This window comes from Lysinibacillus xylanilyticus (assembly GCF_001183605.1).
In the GTDB taxonomy this organism is placed as follows: Bacteria; Bacillota; Bacilli; order Bacillales_A; family Planococcaceae; genus Lysinibacillus; species Lysinibacillus xylanilyticus.
In genome coordinates this window covers 1,498,240-1,515,119 of record NZ_LFXJ01000005.1, presented here as the reverse complement: position 1 = coordinate 1,515,119, position 16,880 = coordinate 1,498,240, and the positions used below count along the sequence as shown (strand labels likewise).

21 protein-coding genes and 1 pseudogene are annotated in these 16,880 nt (G+C 34.8%); 16 read left to right on the top strand and 6 right to left on the bottom strand.

Annotated elements, in window-relative coordinates; all coding sequences use genetic code 11:
- Positions 1–347: 347 nt before the first annotated feature.
- The 4 genes from ACZ11_RS10230 (at position 348) to ACZ11_RS10215 (ending at position 5,346) form a co-directional block, all read left to right on the top strand.
- The gene (locus ACZ11_RS10230) at positions 348–782 is read left to right on the top strand and encodes a hypothetical protein (protein ID WP_049665793.1); all 435 of its coding nucleotides are present in this window, start codon (positions 348–350) and stop codon (positions 780–782) included.
- Positions 783–1,048: 266 nt separating this feature from the next.
- Positions 1,049–2,731, top strand: coding sequence for a methyl-accepting chemotaxis protein (locus ACZ11_RS10225; RefSeq protein ID WP_049665790.1), 1,683 nt, complete (start codon positions 1,049–1,051; stop codon positions 2,729–2,731).
- Positions 2,732–3,020: 289 nt separating this feature from the next.
- Positions 3,021–4,661, top strand: coding sequence for a right-handed parallel beta-helix repeat-containing protein (locus tag ACZ11_RS10220; protein WP_082172741.1), 1,641 nt, complete (start codon positions 3,021–3,023; stop codon positions 4,659–4,661).
- Between the two features lie 493 nt (positions 4,662–5,154).
- On the top strand, positions 5,155–5,346 hold the full coding sequence (locus ACZ11_RS10215; RefSeq protein ID WP_049665787.1) for a hypothetical protein: 192 nt from the start codon (positions 5,155–5,157) through the stop codon (positions 5,344–5,346).
- 201 nt (positions 5,347–5,547) lie between these two features.
- Here the strand turns inward: ACZ11_RS10215 and aac(6') are convergent, their stop codons facing one another.
- Entirely contained in the window at positions 5,548–5,982 is a 435-nt protein-coding gene (aac(6'), locus tag ACZ11_RS10210) for an aminoglycoside 6'-N-acetyltransferase (RefSeq protein ID WP_049665786.1), read from the bottom strand.
- Between the two features lie 605 nt (positions 5,983–6,587).
- Between aac(6') and ACZ11_RS10205 the strand changes: the two are divergent.
- From ACZ11_RS10205 to ACZ11_RS10170, 8 genes and pseudogenes are all read left to right on the top strand, one after another.
- Positions 6,588–7,010 (top strand): annotated as a pseudogene (locus tag ACZ11_RS10205) (cysteine hydrolase family protein); the annotation flags it as partial.
- Between the two features lies 1 nt (position 7,011).
- Positions 7,012–7,608, top strand: coding sequence for a class I SAM-dependent methyltransferase (locus ACZ11_RS10200; protein WP_049665782.1), 597 nt, complete (start codon positions 7,012–7,014; stop codon positions 7,606–7,608).
- A 24-nt stretch (positions 7,609–7,632) separates the two neighbouring features.
- Positions 7,633–8,193: a DNA-3-methyladenine glycosylase I gene (locus ACZ11_RS10195; protein WP_049665780.1), complete on the top strand. Its 561-nt coding sequence runs from the start codon at positions 7,633–7,635 to the stop codon at positions 8,191–8,193.
- A 3-nt stretch (positions 8,194–8,196) separates the two neighbouring features.
- Entirely contained in the window at positions 8,197–8,880 is a 684-nt protein-coding gene (locus ACZ11_RS10190) for a DUF1963 domain-containing protein (RefSeq protein WP_049665777.1), read from the top strand.
- Between the two features lie 100 nt (positions 8,881–8,980).
- The gene (locus tag ACZ11_RS10185) at positions 8,981–9,181 is read left to right on the top strand and encodes a hypothetical protein (RefSeq protein ID WP_049665774.1); all 201 of its coding nucleotides are present in this window, start codon (positions 8,981–8,983) and stop codon (positions 9,179–9,181) included.
- Positions 9,182–9,415: 234 nt separating this feature from the next.
- Entirely contained in the window at positions 9,416–9,718 is a 303-nt protein-coding gene (locus tag ACZ11_RS10180) for a hypothetical protein (RefSeq protein ID WP_049665772.1), read from the top strand.
- A gap of 165 nt (positions 9,719–9,883) precedes the next feature.
- The gene (locus tag ACZ11_RS10175; protein WP_134008611.1) at positions 9,884–10,276 is read left to right on the top strand and encodes a hypothetical protein; all 393 of its coding nucleotides are present in this window, start codon (positions 9,884–9,886) and stop codon (positions 10,274–10,276) included.
- Positions 10,277–10,344: 68 nt separating this feature from the next.
- Complete coding sequence (locus ACZ11_RS10170; protein ID WP_049667144.1) at positions 10,345–10,965, top strand: NAD(P)-dependent oxidoreductase; 621 nt, start codon at positions 10,345–10,347, stop codon at positions 10,963–10,965.
- A 147-nt stretch (positions 10,966–11,112) separates the two neighbouring features.
- On the opposite strand, the gene ACZ11_RS10165 is transcribed toward ACZ11_RS10170, so the two are convergent.
- Positions 11,113–11,496 (bottom strand): hypothetical protein, encoded by a 384-nt coding sequence (locus ACZ11_RS10165; RefSeq protein WP_049665769.1) that lies wholly within the window; start codon positions 11,494–11,496, stop codon positions 11,113–11,115.
- A gap of 212 nt (positions 11,497–11,708) precedes the next feature.
- Here ACZ11_RS10165 and ACZ11_RS10160 point away from each other — a divergent pair, with 212 nt between their 5' ends.
- Positions 11,709–12,080 carry a hypothetical protein gene (locus ACZ11_RS10160; RefSeq protein ID WP_049665768.1) on the top strand — a complete coding sequence of 124 codons (372 nt, stop codon included), beginning with the start codon at positions 11,709–11,711 and terminating at the stop codon, positions 12,078–12,080.
- Positions 12,067–12,705, top strand: coding sequence for an O-methyltransferase (locus tag ACZ11_RS10155; protein WP_049665767.1), 639 nt, complete (start codon positions 12,067–12,069; stop codon positions 12,703–12,705). Before ACZ11_RS10160 ends, ACZ11_RS10155 begins: the two co-directional genes overlap by 14 nt.
- Before the next feature lie 72 nt (positions 12,706–12,777).
- Here ACZ11_RS10155 and ACZ11_RS10150 read toward each other — a convergent pair whose 3' ends face one another.
- From ACZ11_RS10150 to ACZ11_RS10135, 4 genes are all read right to left on the bottom strand, one after another.
- Positions 12,778–12,999, bottom strand: coding sequence for a hypothetical protein (locus ACZ11_RS10150; RefSeq protein WP_049665765.1), 222 nt, complete (start codon positions 12,997–12,999; stop codon positions 12,778–12,780).
- A gap of 374 nt (positions 13,000–13,373) precedes the next feature.
- On the bottom strand, positions 13,374–13,802 hold the full coding sequence (locus ACZ11_RS10145; protein ID WP_049665764.1) for a GNAT family N-acetyltransferase: 429 nt from the start codon (positions 13,800–13,802) through the stop codon (positions 13,374–13,376).
- 357 nt (positions 13,803–14,159) lie between these two features.
- On the bottom strand, positions 14,160–14,492 hold the full coding sequence (gene csaA, locus ACZ11_RS10140; RefSeq protein ID WP_049665761.1) for a chaperone CsaA: 333 nt from the start codon (positions 14,490–14,492) through the stop codon (positions 14,160–14,162).
- 16 nt (positions 14,493–14,508) lie between these two features.
- Positions 14,509–15,039 carry a hypothetical protein gene (locus tag ACZ11_RS10135; RefSeq protein WP_049665759.1) on the bottom strand — a complete coding sequence of 177 codons (531 nt, stop codon included), beginning with the start codon at positions 15,037–15,039 and terminating at the stop codon, positions 14,509–14,511.
- 180 nt (positions 15,040–15,219) lie between these two features.
- Here ACZ11_RS10135 and ACZ11_RS10130 point away from each other — a divergent pair, with 180 nt between their 5' ends.
- Positions 15,220–15,957 (top strand): polysaccharide deacetylase family protein, encoded by a 738-nt coding sequence (locus ACZ11_RS10130; protein WP_053093221.1) that lies wholly within the window; start codon positions 15,220–15,222, stop codon positions 15,955–15,957.
- A 185-nt stretch (positions 15,958–16,142) separates the two neighbouring features.
- Complete coding sequence (locus tag ACZ11_RS10125; protein ID WP_049665757.1) at positions 16,143–16,841, top strand: Type 1 glutamine amidotransferase-like domain-containing protein; 699 nt, start codon at positions 16,143–16,145, stop codon at positions 16,839–16,841.
- Positions 16,842–16,880 lie beyond the last annotated feature (39 nt).

Sequence of the window (16,880 nt, the reverse complement as noted above, 5' to 3'; positions counted from 1 at the left end):
TTTTTGTGAAATCGAAGTAATTCTCTAGATAGAAATTGACTTATCACTTAGATTGTATTGCATCTTAGTCTGTAGCTAAATAATCACTATTTCGGTATTCTCCAACTTTTCACTAATGCGATATAAAAACAATTGAATTTATCAAATTTCTTATTGAACTAAACTGCATCTTTTCGAAAACAGCCTTCATTTAAATATCAATCATTTACATGCTTTTAAGTAATCCTTTTTTTGTCTGACTTTTTTAGAAATTGATTATCAAATAACAAGAAAATAAATCATTTTTGAAGGAATCTACCCATCTTTAATAGAAGGTCATATAGACACAATAATAAAGGGGTGATTCGTTGCGATTAACTAAAGGGATTTCAGGTTTTGATTCAGATCATTTGATCGAACAGGATATGCGTTCTTTCCAGTCGATGGTTTATCATTTAGTGACAAGTGAACAACGAGCAAAAGCTTTACAATTTATTAATCAACCTCATTTTGTTTATATGCAAGCGGTGATTCAGCTGGAAGATGAACGTTTGACGATTCTTCATCACAGGTTGATGCCTTATATTGCGTTTGCTAAGTTCGATGAAGATCGCTCCCGTTTTTTAACAAAGGATCACTTACACAAATATTTTCCGATGCGTAAATGTCTTACTGCCGATACATTAAATACATTGTTGACTCGAGATAAAGAGTTGCATAGCTTATCTGAGGTGGAATGGAAATACATTTCACACTTTGACAGTAAAACATTAGGAGATGTTATCTTTAATTATTGGGATTAATATTTAAATAGAAGGAACAGCTTGCTTTTAAGGCTGTTCTTTTTTGTATCAAAAGACCTACTTTTATTTTTAGGGGTAGTCCGTCTGTCTGGAAATTATAGATTGTATAATCAGCTAAAAATTACATAAAAATTAACTAGTTATTTCGTTTAATTCAGGAAAAATACCAAATCAATCCAAACTTAGCTTTGGAGTGTTAGATTATTAATGGTATGCAAATTTATGACAATGCACATTATTGCATTGGAAAGTAAGGAGAATTTGAAATGAATTTTAAGTCAATTAGTAAAAGAATCGTTTTTTCCTTCAGCATTGTAGTAGCAGTAGTGGTTTTATACATTGGTTACAATTTTTATGCAGTCAACCAAAGCAACAGCGCAACTGAACAAATTATAGATGAAGATTTGCAATTACTGATAACAGATTATGAAGAAGCTCAAACGATTGGGCTAAGAATTGCGGCAGCTAGAGGATATGTACTTTCTGGTGATGAAAAGTATAAGAAAATTTTTGAAGATAATGTCAAGCGTGCTGATGAGAATGAAAAATTACGTTTAGCTGTATCAGAAACAGGTGATTTCAATAAATTTGCGGAAATGGCTAAAGAATGGAGCAGTTATGTTGAAAAAGAAGTATTTACTGTTTACGATCAAGGCCAAACTGAACAAGCAATAAAAAATTTAGCAGCAATGAGTGATGAGGCTACGGAAATACGTGAAGGCTTTGAGGACTTAGCAGAGCATCGTAAGCAATTGATTAATGCGACTGGTGCAGACATTGTCAGCGCAGGAGAGACTAAGCAGCTTACAGGTATAGTCGTCGGTGTTGTGATTGTGATTGTTTCCATCATGATTGCGTTGTTAACTGCTCGAATCATTTCAAGACCAATCATCGCTGTGACAAATCGTATGCAACGAATTACTGAAGGTGATTTAAGTGACCCCGAACTTGTTGTGAAATCAAAAGATGAAGTAGGCCAGCTTACAGCGGCGACAAATACGATGTCCGATATTTTGAACCGTCTATTAAAGCAAATTCAATCAGTTTCTAATGACGTAGCTGCGCATAGTGAAGAGCTTATGCAATCAGCGACTGAGGTTAAAACGGGTACGGAACAAATTGTCGACACAGTCACTGAAATCGCGAGTGGCACAGAAGTGCAGGCAAGTAATGCATCAGATGTAGCAACAACAATGACAGAATTCACATTTAAAATGACAGATGTCAGTAAAAGTAGTACGGATGTTCAACAATATTCCCAAAATGTCATGGCTTTAACGAAAGAAGGCCAAGGTTTAATGGCCGCTTCAACTGAGCAAATGACATCCATCAATCATATTGTGAAGGATGCAGTTTATAAGGTGGATGAATTAAGTAAACAAACACAGGAAATTTCAAAAATCGTGGCAGTGATTCAGGATATTGCTGCACAAACGAATTTACTGGCACTAAATGCAGCGATTGAAGCGGCTAGAGCTGGGGAGCATGGTAAAGGATTTGCTGTTGTTGCAGATGAGGTTCGTAAACTCGCTGAACAAGTAGCCGTTTCAGTGGACGATATCACAGGCATTGTACAAAAAATTCAACAAGATTCTAACATGGTGACATCCTCACTAGAAAATGGCTATGAAGAGGTTGAAAAAGGTACAACTCAAATTGCTTCTACAAATGACACATTCAGCCTGATTGCAGAGGCTGTTTACTCGATGTCAACAAACATTGACAGCATGACGACAAAGCTAGAAGACGTAGTACATGACACTGTAAATATTAATAAATCAGTGGACGAAATTGCCGCTGTATCAGAGCAATCTGCTGCAGGCATACAACAAACTTCAGCAACAATCGAACAAGCAGCCAGCTCGATGGATGAAATCAAAAACAGTTCAGCCAATTTAGCGGATATGGCAGATAATTTGAACGACCTCGTTAGGAAATTTAAATTGTAATTAAGTTTATTGGAATTCTGAAATTGCATTTAATTCGGAATCATATCAACAGTAAATGCTACACTGAAAATTAATAATCAGTTAAACCAGCAATTGACGAGAAAATCGCCTAGTTGCTGGTTTTATTTTTATTATGTGATTTAGAAGGAAAGGTGAATTCGTAGGGATACATAAATCGTATTGTCGTAACTCTAAATAAAAAACAGTTGTAAATTATTTGTACAAAATTGAATAATAGGAAGTTCAATGGGGATATAAATAAAATAAAACCGACAATAGGAGTGTAGAGATGGCGACACTTGTTGTAAAGAGAAGTATTATGCACCGATACCAAAGCATTGGGCAGGCGATTCAAGAGGCAGAGCCAGGGGATTTTATTGAAATCCAGGATGGGATATATGAAGAAAGCTTCGAAATTTCCAAAAGGCTGACACTTTATGGAGTGGGGAATGTGATCGTAAAAGGTGGCGTTTTTATACGTTATCGGACACTTGTAAATATGCGAAATCTCCGTTTTACTCAAGGGCAAGGCATTTATGTAAAGGGAGATTTACAGTTAGAAAACTGTATCATTGAGCAGCAAATGGTGCAGGCACAAGTGACCGTAAGCTTCGGTAGTTTAATGATGAAAAACGTTGATATTTTAGCGAGCCCAATCAATCATTTTGGCTTAAATATTGATAATGGCTCAAGCGTTATTCTAGTGGATACAACGATCCAGCATCATGTTAAAGCTCAAATTAATGTGCAAAATAGTGAAATCGCATTGACGAATTGCATGCTGTTGGAAGGGTGTAAAAATGGTATTTTTGCAATACGTAATGTAAAAATGGAGCTTGTAGATTGTGAAATTCATGGACATAAAAAGGCACAAATTGTAGCAGGCTCCAGCTCAATTTCAATGACCAATACACTTATTCACCAAGGGCAAGATGTAGGGATGCAAGTTTTCGATAGCTCGAAACTAACAATGGATGGCTGTGAAATTAAGCAGCATCAAGATACTCACTTGGTTGTTCATCAAAGTGAATTGTTGGTGACAGATTCCATCTTTTCTGATGGAGTAGGAAATGGGCTTTATCTTGGTGAGAAATCTCAGGCGGTATTGTATGATTGTAAGATACATCGACATGGGAAATCACAGTTGTTAATTGAAAATAGTAAAGCGGAGTTTCGTACATGTAGGATAAATAAAGGGGAAGCAACAGGAATTACGATTGTCAACGAAGCCGATGTTTCAATGACAGAGTGCGATCTCCAGGAACACCCGCAATTTCACTTTATTATCGACTCAAGCGCGCTAAAACTCAACCAGTGCATGATTCAATTTGGGCGGGCAGGTGGTATTTATGGCAATGATCACGCCAAGATTACGCTTCAGAACACAACAATTCGAGAGCTCAAAAGTCATCACATTTATATAAATAATGCTCGACTATTTACTGATAATTGTACTTTTGAACATATTAGCGGGAATGCGATTACTTGTATCGATGCAATTTTTGAAGTTGCGAATAGTGAATTTAACTGCTGTTATGAAGGCCCATATGCAATAGTTTGGTCTGATAAATCAATGGGGCGTATTGAGCATTGTACAATTGATAAAGCAGATCGTCCATTTTTAGCGATGTCCAATCAATCTTTACTTGAGATGGTGTACACAGATTTAACTGCTGTAAAAATACCGGCTATTGTACAGGGGAAGAGTCAATTATTCATCGAAGGCTATACTAACAAGACAATATGGAAAACTGATGCAACGTCAAGAATAGTTAATTTGCCAGTCAATACTAGTGACAAGACAAAGAACGTTATATTAAATCAAGTAACTAATATCGAGAAATTAGATGAAAAATTACAAATACCAGTTGAAAATTTACAAAAATTTAACATAAATCCCCCGAAGAATAATATCAACAAAACAGTGTAGGAACCGAATAAAGCATTAGGATAAGTAGTTTCAATTATTTATTTTGAAATTACTTTTTTTGTGAGCTAAAAGCACTGAAATAACGGTGAGGAATAAATAATTAAGATTAATATATATTAAAAAAATGTGTATTTTGTTTGTTGTTCTTATCCATTCAATTGCTTAAGCAAATATAAATGCAAGCGCTTTCGTCTTTTGACTTTTAAGTTGTGCTAAAATTCGACAAATGGACTTGTTATTTTTATAATAGAATTAATAAATGACAAAAATTATACCAGGTTTTTTATAAAAAATTATTATTAAATAATAATATTGATTTTTTATAGGGGATATAATTTTATTAAATTAAAGTAGATTTTGGATTAATTAAGTCCTTTGTGATATCCTATAATTAGTCAAAATAGGAAATGGACTGGTTGTATTATTCGTTGTATGAGAAAAATGAATAATAATTATGAAATAATAAATGGTTTAATTGGAGGTGAAAAGAAGTATGTTTGGGCTTTCGAAGGAAGAAATTATGTTAATGCTTGAGAAGGTGGGAATAGAAGAGAAACAAAAAAATGCAATTGCGGACATCTTGCATCTTAACAACGTACGAATTGAGCAACAACTTGCATTTATTATCCATCTAGTAATTGATGAGCGCGAAAGAAGTATTTCAAACAATACATATTTAAATTAATAAATATTACATAATTTTTAGTATCCAAAATAAAAGGACTTTTAAGGTTTGTGTTCCTATAATAGATCCTTTATATATCGAAAAAATAAAAATCACAAGTGTATAAAAAGCACTTGTGATTTTTTCCTTTTTGCAATTAACTACTCACAGCTATAGGAGTTATAGCGAATAAGGTTATTCCGTAGGGGGCTAACCTCATTTTTATAATTCCTTCGTAAAACAAATAATACGGTTAGCCTCTACGAAACCTAATTTAAGATGGACTGCTAAACTTTCGAGGTTTTGCAGTTCACAATCACTAGCGAATTCTAAACAACCCTTATGTTTAGCCCAATGCTCACACCTCTCGATAAGAAGCTTTGCAAAGCCTTTCTGTCGATATTGTTCTTTTACGAAGAGTCCTTCTAAATAACCGACTGGGCTTGAGTGGGTACCTTCAACATAATCTGTTCGAAGTTGACATTGAGCAAAACCGACTGCTTCCTCATCCTCATAGGCAAGGAAAATCGTAGCGTTTTCAGCATTAATTAGTTGGGCCATCTCCTCGCTAAATTCTTCAAACGTATGATTTGGCCAAAGTTGTAGTGCTAATAATGCTGCTGTTTGGGCATCTTCCATGACGGCTTGTTTAATCATATCGATTCTCCTTTTTAACTTTTTTCAGCTTCAGCAAATGTCTTTTATAGCGAAAGTAAAGGGTCAACTACAAATGTCAGTTACAGAAGTCAGCCACCTCTATAGGTGATGAGATGAATGCGGTTTAAAGTCATTTTTCAGCGGGTGTCCAAACACATCCACTGAAATAGAGGAACTCAGTCTAAGAACGCCACGTCCTGTGGCGATGACTGAGTGACCAACATCATGCCGCTGACGCTTCGCTTTCGCGCAAAAAACATCATGCCGCTGACGCTTCGCTTTCGCGCAAAAAACATCTGTTGGCCCAAAGCCTCCGGCGGATGTCACGGAATCGGAAAGGAGTGCTTTGTGCCAGCCCAAAGCCGATTCCGGACGCAATTATGCCGAGGTATAATTGATTAAAATGGTAAAAATTGAAACTTTTTGTTTTTTAGAACGTAAAAATATGAGATATAAAAATATAGGGAGGTTAATATTTTGAAGCAAGCGTTACTGATACTTGATATTCAAAATGATTACCTTAGTACTCAAGCCCGAATGCCTGTGGCAAAGCATCAAATTGAGTCAACTTTAAATTGTATTAATGACCTGAAAAGTCGAATGTCCCTATCCTCTATATTAAGAATGAATTTGAGCGAATGCAATTATTTTCCAACCTTTTACGAAAATTCACTGCGTTAAAAGGCAGTAAAGGTTCTGAGTTGGATGAACGACTTTTAAGAGTTAAGGGTCTGTGTTTTTCAAAAAATGAAGCGGATGCATTTAGTAATCCCAGTTTAATAACGTGTTTAAATAATAATGGCATCAACGATTTAATAGTAACAGGTATTTTTATAGAAGGCTGTGTCACTGCAACAGTGGAAGGGGCTCTAGCTAGAGATTTTGCTGTAACTGTTGTAGAAGATGCAGTCGCAGGCGCTACTGATCTAAGTAAGGAAGCAGCCTTAACAAAGTTAGCCACAACAGACATCTTAATCCTTAGTTCGGAGCAAATTTTTGAAAGTGATAATGACAAGGGGGAAATTTGAAATGACGCTTTTACAACGATTAATTGAGCAAGCGAAGAAACCAAGAGGATTCGTAGGTTCATTGATGTTACGAATTATGAATAAAGCACATAGTGGTATGAATACTTGGCTAATTAGACAAGAAGTAATAAATGATGGAGATATTGTGTTAGATATTGGATGTGGGGGTGGAAAAACACTTCAATCCTTATCGAAAATTAATCGAAGTGGTAAAATCTATGGTATAGACTTTTCTGAGCAAGCTATCAAAGACTCCATAAAAACAAATCAAATGGATGTAGCAAATGGAAAAGTGATCGTGACGCAAGCAAGTGTTTCGAGCATTCCGTATTCAGATAAGTTTTTCGATACGATTACAGCGTTCCAAACACATTATTTTTGGCCAGACTTAGCAAATGATGTGAAGGAAGTATATAGAGTGTTGAAGGACGATGGGAAATTTATTATAATTTCGGAGCTTTATAAAATTAATTATCATATGAAAGCCTATAATACAAAACCTGAAATCAAGCAGTTGTTTGAAAGTGTTGGGTTTCAAACCGTTACTATACAGGAAAACACACAAAAAGGATGGCTTTGTATAACAGGGATTAAATGATACATAAAAATGGAGGATATATAAATGAAAAGATGTGACTGGGTCAAATTAGATGAACCTTTATATGTTGAGTATCATGATAAGGAATGGGGTATTCCTGTCTATGATGATCAGCATTTATTTGAGATGATCTGTCTGGAAGGAGCACAAGCTGGACTTAGCTGGTGGACAATTTTACAAAAAAGAGAGGGCTACCGGGTAGCTTTCGACCAATTCGATGCTTCGAAAATCATTCTCTATACGGAAGACAAGCTTCAGGAGCTTCGTCAGGATTCTCGCATCGTACGTAATAAGCTTAAAATTGCTAGTGTGGTGACGAATGCTCAAGCCTTTCTTCGTATACAGGAGAAACATGGCTCCTTCTCTGAATATATTTGGGGCTTTGTAGATCATCAGCCAATCATCAATGAGTGGTCGTCCATAGCAGATGTACCTGCTACAACAGAAATTAGTGATCGAATGAGCAAGCAATTAAAAAAAGACGGTTTTAAATTTGTCGGTAGTACGATTTGCTATTCATTTATGCAGGCAACAGGGATGGTTAATGATCATATCGTAGAATGTATTTGTCGCAGTGAGGGTTAGTTAATGAAAATTAATGAAATTAAGGCACAGCTAGTGAGACAGGCAACCATCTTTAAAACAGGTGGAGTTAGACCTACACATGATATGCATGAAAGTTGGATTGGCTATGTAGGCTGGTCCTTACCGGCAGAACAGTGGCCACAAGGGTTCCAGCCACTAGCTACATTATTTTTAAGGGACCTTCCTTTTCTACCCGCATCACTAAAGCATATTGAGCTGCTAACGTTATTTATCAATGAAGAAATATTTGATCACCTTATAGAAGATGATCTTAGCCGTTTTTTTGAAATAAGAGCATATACATCTATAGAAGGATTAATCCAGCAAAATTGGCAGCATGATCGTATTCGTGCTTTCCCGCTTATTCCAAAACTTATTGATAATGATTATCCGACATGGGATGGAGGAGGGATTCCATCTGATGTTGAGGATGAAATTTTGAGGATAGAGCACGAGGAGGATTTTGAATACTTCGATGATATCGTAGAGGAAATTTACGCAATTCATAAAATAGGTGGCTATCCCGCTTTTTGCCAAAGTGGTCATGATTATGGTGAGGATTTTCCATTTGTACTACAAATTGCCTCAGACGAGAAGGCGTATTTCAATATCGTTGATAATGGAAATTTCTATTTCTTTTTTAATCCAGAGCTACATGAGTGGCGTGTGCATTGCGATTTTTATTAGCAGTGAAATATCTATAAGGAATAAAAGAAGCAAATACTGCATACCTAAGATAGATGTTACAGTCATACGTACTTTAATGACATGATTAGGAGGAATAATGATGAGGAGGCAAACTTCTGAATTTAGAAAAGTAAAGAAGGTGAAGAAAATGGAAAATAAAACAGTTATTAAGAGCGGTATTAGTTTTGGCTCTGTATTGGCCATTACTATTTCTTGGAGTGTAAATCATTCAATAATATGGGCGATCATACATGGTTGTTTAAGTTGGTTGTATGTAATTTATTACGCACTAATAAGATAAAAAGTGATTAGCATGTGAAATCCAATTAAAGAAGCGGGATGAATGTGGAACCTAAAAGCTGTGCAATTGTTTAGAGGGAAATTGCATCGTATACATACAATAGTGAATGTGTGCTTCGGACATAACTTTTGAGCATTTAGCATAAATAACAAAGTGCTCTTTTTTCGATGAAAAGCTCATATTAAGAAAGATTGCTGACATCTTTCCATGTATCGTAGAAGAAAGGTTGATAGGATGACACATCAAGTGACCGCCACAAGCAATATTGATTTTAATGCTACAGGCGTTGATGAAATATTACAAAATGTTGCTTTTATTTTATCTACTTTCGTAATATCTTGCCCTTTTTACAGAGATTTAGGTTTAAGACTTGATACTCTTCCACCTTTCCAGCTTGTCAAAAGACGTAATACCGCACGTCTTTTGGAAAGCCTTCAACGTTTCGTGCCACGAGCTATAGTAATAGATGTTGATTATGTTGGGGATGCATATGTAGGAAAATTAGAACCTGTTGTGAAAGTCATCGTAAACGAATAAACGATTAGGGTGAATGTTGTCCTTACCTAACACAAATTTGCCAGGCTATTTAAAGGTTAGCCTGGTAAGCTATGTTATAAAATATAAGTTTCATACCGGGAAAGTGGGATTCATTATTTAATAAGAAAAACGTATTCTATTAAAAAGATGGAATGGAGAGAATGTATGAGAGGGTTAATAAAAGGCCTTTTTATGTTATTTTCCTTCATAGTAATAACTGCAGCCTTGATTAAATATAATCAACCTTCAATTATAGAAAAACCCATTCAAAAACATCCCGATACAAATTATAGTGAAGAAATTGGTGGAAAATTACAAAACACGAATTTTACAAAAAAAATTATAGTAGCGTTACGAGCAGCAGGCTATTTTCCAGATAGTACAATAGGTTACTTAATTGAATCTCCAAGCAATCAACTAATAACGATACAATTACATAATTTAGATAAACTTGAGAAGAGTACAGAAAGCGAAATCCAAAGTATCGTCAACAGTATTGCGGAAACTAATGATCTTCAGTTGTTTATCGTTTATGTCAGACTTACTGATATTCATTAAGGATGGTATGAGCCTCTAAATAGTTACTGAAAATTAATATGCTATAATCAAGAAAAGGGGTGATCATTCTGAGAGTATTAGTTTTAGGTGCCACTGGGCGCGTTGGTAGCCACATTGTGTCCCTAGCGTTAAAAGATGAACATAGCGTTACAGCTTTAGTCCGTAACTCAAACAAGCTACAAATAACTGATAAAAATTTACATATCGTACAAGGAAATGTCTTAGAAAAACAAGATATCGAAAATGTCATGGCGAATGTAGATATTGTGATTAGTGCATTAAACACAGATGGCGCAAATACTTTAACTGAAAGTATGCCGCTAATTCTTGACGCAATGGACAAAGAGCATGTGAAAAGAATTATAACTGTCGGAACGGCTGGTATTTTACAAAGTAGACTGACACCAAGCATTTTACGTTATCAATCGAGCGAATCAAAAAGAAAAACAACCTTTGCGGCAGAGGAACATCATAAAGTCTATAATTTCTTGAAGAAATCTGACACTGATTGGACAATCGTCTGTCCAACATACTTACCTGATGGTGAATATACGGGCATTTATCGTATCGAACGAGACTTTTTACCGGAGGGTGGGGTAGAAATATCTGTAGCCGATACAGCAGAGTTTGTCTACCAACAAATTCAAAACAAAGAATTTGTGAAATCTCGTGTAAGTATTGCGTATTAGATTTTTAAACAAAAGCGTAAATAAGTATAAGAAGAGGACAAAAAGAGACTGAAAAACCAATGTTTTAAGGTTGGGAAGCTTTGTTCATCAAAAAAGAGGGCGTTAATCTAAAAAGGTTAACGCTTTTTTCGTCTCCTTTCTTGAAAATCAGCCTTCAGATAGAATTAAATATCGTTTAACCACATTGTCATATTTCACGATGAAAATGTCATCACGTTCTTTTACAGAATAAATCTTTGTACCAATTGGTAGAAGGTTAGCTGTACCATTTTTAAAATCCTTAGCTTTACTAGAATTAAATTTTATCTCACCAATATATTTATTTTCATTGAGTTCAAGTTCATCGATCCATTCTATATTGGTCTCTAAAATGTTACCTTCCCATTGAAAAATATCTGCTTGTTTGTCCAATCTTAAAGCTTCTGCTGCATTAGGTTTTTTAGATTCAATAGTATCTACTGTGACTGTTTCACAACCAACTAAAAATAAACTAATTAATACCACAAATAATAAACAGGATTTTTTCTTCAATATTCCACCCCTCACATAAGACTGCTTCTAAACGGTTTCACTCGCAAAATTAATCAAGCTGTTATTTATAGTTTAACGGAAATATTAGTGGTGGTAAATATTGCTAATTTCTTGAATGCTTAACAGCAAGATTGACAAAACGTATACACTTGTATACAATCAAATTGAAATGAAGTGTATACAAATGTATACCATTGGGAGGGGTTTAAAAAATGAGAAGTGAAAAATTTAAGGAGTTTAGAGAAGAGGGACATGGACATCATCGTGGGGGACGTCACAGAGGAAGAGACGGCTCTCATCAACGTGGAGCTAAAACCTTCCGACGTGGAAGAGCCATTGCTTTTTTAGAGATGATGAATTTAAAGCGTGCAACGATTAAGCAACAACTAGAGCAACCAGAGTTTCAATCTATTCAGCCAATATTAGTGGGTGAATTAAAAGCTATTGATATGGTCATCAATGAATTCATACAATTATTTGAAATACATGAAAGTGAAATGATGGCTTCATCCGACAGTCAAGAAGATGATGAAAAATCTTTAAATCATGATGAGGAAGGGAATAATCTGAATGCAAATAATTAATAATTACATTGATTCCGTGTTTTATAAGCAAGACGCTATTTTAGAGGAGGTCATTACATCTATTGAAGAAAACGGAATGCCCGCCATTTCTGTTTCTGCTTCCTCTGGAAAACTTTTATCTATGCTTGTCTCGATGACAGGGGCTAAAAACATTCTTGAAGTAGGGGCTCTCGGGGGATATAGTGGAATTTGTCTAGCTAGAGGGTTCGGCAGTGACGGAAAATTAACTTCTCTAGAATTAGAGGAGAAATACGCGCAGTTAGCATACAGTAATTTAGCGAAAGCGGGTTTTGGTGAACAAGTGACATATATAACAGGACCTGCATTGCAAAGCCTTGAAAAACTGGTACAAAGTAATGAACGATTCGATTTTTTCTTTATCGATGCTGATAAGGATAATTATGAAAATTATTTAAATTATTGTGTGAAGTTAGCAAATCCCGATGCTATCATAGTTACTGACAATGTCCTTGCAGCAGGGAGTGTGGCAGATCCAAATGCCAAATCAAAACGGTATACGGAATTAATGAAGAAATTCAATGTAGCAGTAGCAAACCATCCTCAATTAGAGTCAATTATTATTCCAATTGGTGATGGTATGACACTTTCAAAAGTGAAGAAATAAGCACTATCTCGATATGAGAAGGCACTGACGGACTACATGTTAGTGCTTTTTTTACACTTTATAATTCTTAGCCTACAAGTATAAATAATTGAGGATCCACCCAGTAATCCCAGTTATGATTCCTACAATAATTAAGGCAAGTCCATGCTTTTTCGCAGGATAATCACTTCTTAAAACGATGCCCATACAAACGGCAATAATACCACAAAACAATTGGAAAAAGACAAATGCAAACAAAGCATTTATCCAACCAATCGTAATGAGTAAGGATTTACAGCTTTTTTTATTTTCCATATACATTCCTCTTTTCATGTTACGTATATACCATTTTATTGGAAAATGGGATTAGAGTACATAATATAATTTGGATAATTTCAGTAGTATAAAATAGGGGGAGCCAAGATAAGTTACATGCAAATTACAAAAAAGACTGAAGTCAAACCTGTTGACATAAGCTTGATTTCAGTCTAATTTCATGCGGTATGAACAATGTATATAAAGGTGAAAAAGAGAATCTTATCAACCTAGCAGATTTGTTAATAATTGTTTCAACTACAGTAGTGCCAAGACTTGTTAATGTACTTGCAAATCTAGCTTGTGTAATTTTCCCTTCCCCAAAAAACGAATCCTTTCTAACTTAACAGAGGTTATAGCTTTTTCTTTGTTATTTACTTCAATTCTAGATGTAATATTGGATATGGGCGACCTGAACTATCTGTTGGTTCTTCACTGACAATCGTAAAACCATTTTTCAAATAAAACATCTTTGCGTTTTCATTGTCTTTGTTTACATCAACAGACCTTATATTAAAATCTCTAATGAGTTGTTGTATTATTTGTTTTCCAAAACCTCTTCCTATTTCTGTGGGTTCTAAAAAAAGCATTTCTAAGTGCTGATTATTAATACCTGAAAAACCTATCAACTCATTTTCCACAAACCAAAGCCTCACATCAAGATGTGGAAAATACATAGGTATTTCCTGTTTAATGTCTTCCTTATCTTTTGAACATAAAAAATCATGTGTTTTGGTAACGGATCTATCCCAAAGATTGATAATAGTTTCATAATTATTAGTTGTTGCTTGTCTGTTTTTCATAATGTTCTCTCCTTTTTCTCTTCGTTTTCACGCTCCTTTCTATTTTTTATTTGAAGATTTTAACGATGTAGCACCAGTCTAAATAAAATTTCATTTTCATTGATCCTCTCGATTTAGGGGATTTGTTCTTTTTATACTTATTAAGTAACAAAAATTGTAACATATGTAGTAAATGAAACGAAAAAATAAAAGGGCCACATTCGTGACCCTTAGTATCAAGTTAGGAGGTGTAAGGCTAAATTAGCGGCTTAATTAGCTTTACACTACTATTTATATGATGTAGAAGAAATCTAAGTTAGTTTTGTGCCTGCAAAATAGATTTCTTCTTTTTAATATCGCTATCACAAAATCCTAGACTTAACTAATTTTAGTTCCGTTTGGTACAGGCTGATCAGGTGATAATAAAATCACATCTCCTTCTACCGGAACTCCGCCAATCACTAAAACTTCAGATTTAAAGCCTGCTACACGACGGGGAGGGAAATTAACGATCGCTACTACTTGCTTATTAATAATTTCTTCTGTTGTATAGCGTTTAGTGATTTGAGCAGAGGATTGCTTGATTCCAATTTCTTCTCCAAAATCAATTTTCATTTTAATAGCCGGAACTCTGGCTTTCGGAAGTTCCTCAGCTTGGATAACAGTGCCAATTCTAATATCAAGGTTTATAAATTCTTCTATAGTTGCCATATAAAATACTCCTTCATTAATTTTCAATTAGAATAAATTCTTGTAAGTTCTTTTCGATAAAATTATTAATTTTTTCCATAGTAGCTGGATAAATGTTTTCGAATATTACATATAACGATTCAAATGATGCATGGAGCTCTTTGTTTTGAATTAATTCATCTCGAGTGATTGAAAAATTTTCTAATGTTGTAGGGTGATTATAATGTTTTAATTCTTGTTCAATTTTCTCAAGGAGTAAAAGAAAAGGTTCATCATGAAAATACTTAAAACATGTTTTGAGAGCTGCCCATTTTTTAGGCTGTGCCATGAAATAAGCACTCCACCAATAAAATTCGATAAGAGATTCACTAATGTGACTATAATAAACATAAAACATAAATAATGCTCTTTGACCTTCCGTAAGTTCCTCATAAAAACGTTCTTTCACATCGATATTAGTTTCTTCGGACATTCTTCTCTTATAGATATTAATGAGTGGTTCAAAACATCTTTGACTTAGGTTGGCGCAATTAGAAACAAAATCCTCTTCTTTTACCTTTATTATCAAAATAATCACACTCCTTCCCAATAATATAACATTTTTGGAATTGGGATGTGCAGTGTTTTTATCATTCATTTTGGATTGTTATTGGTTTTATATACAATTAAAAGAACAAAAAAATAAGCATTTTTTAGTTTAAACCTCAAATAATAATGATTAGAAATAATTATTGCAGGAGGTGAAAACTTGAGGAAATATTATCTGCTGATCTCTTTATGTATTTTCGGGCTATTTTTATTTTTTGTAAATGAAAAATCCTTTGCAGACAAGGGAAGGAAGTATTACGAAGAAGCAGGGCAAATTTTGTGGGATATTAATACGGATGAAAAAGTTATCGCCTTAACCTTTGATGATGGTCCTCATAAAAAGTACACTCCTGACATTTTAGATATATTAGACAAGTATAATGCAAAGGCCACGTTCTTTATTGTGGGTGAAAATGCAGAAAAATACCCCGAGCTTGCTTTACGTATACATGAAGAAGGGCACGAACTAGCCATTCACACATATACGCATCCTTTTAGAACTAATGTTTCCAATTTAGTGAAAGAAATAAAACAAACACATGCAACAATTTTTGGTATTACTGGATATGCCCCTGTGTTATTTAGACCAGTTGAAGGCCAATACACGGATTCCATGATTGATGCAATAGCAAAAGAAGGGTATAAGGTTGTCATGTGGTCATGGCATTTAGATACATTTGATTGGAAAAGTCCAGGAGAAAAGAAAATTATCAATACGGTTTTAAAGGGTGCTAAGCCTGGAAGTGTCGTGTTATTTCATGACGGCGGTGGAAATCGTGAGCAAACGGTAAGGGCATTGAAAAAAGTCTTACCAGAGCTTGAAGACCAGGGATATCGATTTGTAACGATTTCTGAGCTATTGGAGATTCAAAAATTAAATAAGAAGGATGGAAAATGAACAGTAGAGCTCAGTTCCCATTATGAACTGGGCTTTACTTTTTAATCTTTCAGTAATTTTCTTATGTAGCGAAAGATTATGCCGAGGCATAATTCATATCTCGTTATAAAAATGGAATAAATATCTAGGTTTGTATATAATTAAATTCAGTATATTCACAAAACAGTAGAATGGAAGTGGGGAAAATGAAACAAATTATTACATTAGGAGGAGGGGGCTTTTCTATGGAGCCTCATAATCCATTATTAGATATATATATTTTACTGCAGTCTAACAAAGTTAATCCTAAGATTTGCTTTGTTCCTACTGCAAGTGGAGACTCAGAAAATTATATTGCAGGATTTTATTCTTTCTTTAACTCACAACAATGCATTCCGTCTCACTTATCACTATTTTCACCTCCAACTCGAGATTTAGAAAGTTTTATTATGGAAAAGGATATTATTTATGTTGGGGGAGGAAATACTAAAAACCTTTTAGCATTATGGAAAGAATGGTCGTTAGATACCATTTTTAAGACAGCTTGGCATGAGGGAATCCTTTTAACAGGCATTAGTGCTGGCTCAATTTGTTGGTTTGAGGAAGGAATAACAGATTCATTTGGAGGAGATTTAGAGCCGATAGCATGTTTAGGGTTTCTTCCAGGAAGTAATTGCCCTCATTATGATGGGGAAATCAATAGAAGACCAGCTTATCATAATTTGGTTAAAACTAATAAACTCTCATCTGGAATAGCTGCTGATGATGGAGTAGCTGTCCATTTTATCGATCAAGAAATTCATAAAATCGTTAGTTCAAAACCTAATGGTAAAGCATATAAGGTCTCTTTTGATGAGGGGATCAATGAGCAAGAATTATCTGCAGAGTATTTAGGACATATATAATAATTACGAATTAAAAGGAAAACCACCCTTATGATACAG

Bases quoted from the DNA above. Each gene is read 5' to 3' on its own strand.
- ACZ11_RS10225 (WP_049665790.1), top strand. From the start codon at position 1,049: ATGAATTTTAAGTCAATTAGTAAAAGAATCGTTTTTTCCTTCAGCATT.
- ACZ11_RS10220 (WP_082172741.1), top strand. From the start codon at position 3,021: ATGGCGACACTTGTTGTAAAGAGAAGTATTATGCACCGATACCAAAGC.
- ACZ11_RS10215 (WP_049665787.1), top strand. From the start codon at position 5,155: ATGTTTGGGCTTTCGAAGGAAGAAATTATGTTAATGCTTGAGAAGGTG.
- ACZ11_RS10200 (WP_049665782.1), top strand. From the start codon at position 7,012: ATGACGCTTTTACAACGATTAATTGAGCAAGCGAAGAAACCAAGAGGA.
- ACZ11_RS10195 (WP_049665780.1), top strand. From the start codon at position 7,633: ATGAAAAGATGTGACTGGGTCAAATTAGATGAACCTTTATATGTTGAG.
- ACZ11_RS10190 (WP_049665777.1), top strand. From the start codon at position 8,197: ATGAAAATTAATGAAATTAAGGCACAGCTAGTGAGACAGGCAACCATC.
- ACZ11_RS10185 (WP_049665774.1), top strand. From the start codon at position 8,981: ATGAGGAGGCAAACTTCTGAATTTAGAAAAGTAAAGAAGGTGAAGAAA.
- ACZ11_RS10180 (WP_049665772.1), top strand. From the start codon at position 9,416: ATGACACATCAAGTGACCGCCACAAGCAATATTGATTTTAATGCTACA.
- ACZ11_RS10175 (WP_134008611.1), top strand. From the start codon at position 9,884: ATGAGAGGGTTAATAAAAGGCCTTTTTATGTTATTTTCCTTCATAGTA.
- ACZ11_RS10160 (WP_049665768.1), top strand. From the start codon at position 11,709: ATGAGAAGTGAAAAATTTAAGGAGTTTAGAGAAGAGGGACATGGACAT.
- ACZ11_RS10155 (WP_049665767.1), top strand. From the start codon at position 12,067: ATGCAAATAATTAATAATTACATTGATTCCGTGTTTTATAAGCAAGAC.
- ACZ11_RS10150 (WP_049665765.1), bottom strand. From the start codon at position 12,999: ATGGAAAATAAAAAAAGCTGTAAATCCTTACTCATTACGATTGGTTGG.
- ACZ11_RS10145 (WP_049665764.1), bottom strand. From the start codon at position 13,802: ATGAAAAACAGACAAGCAACAACTAATAATTATGAAACTATTATCAAT.
- csaA (WP_049665761.1), bottom strand. From the start codon at position 14,492: ATGGCAACTATAGAAGAATTTATAAACCTTGATATTAGAATTGGCACT.
- ACZ11_RS10125 (WP_049665757.1), top strand. From the start codon at position 16,143: ATGAAACAAATTATTACATTAGGAGGAGGGGGCTTTTCTATGGAGCCT.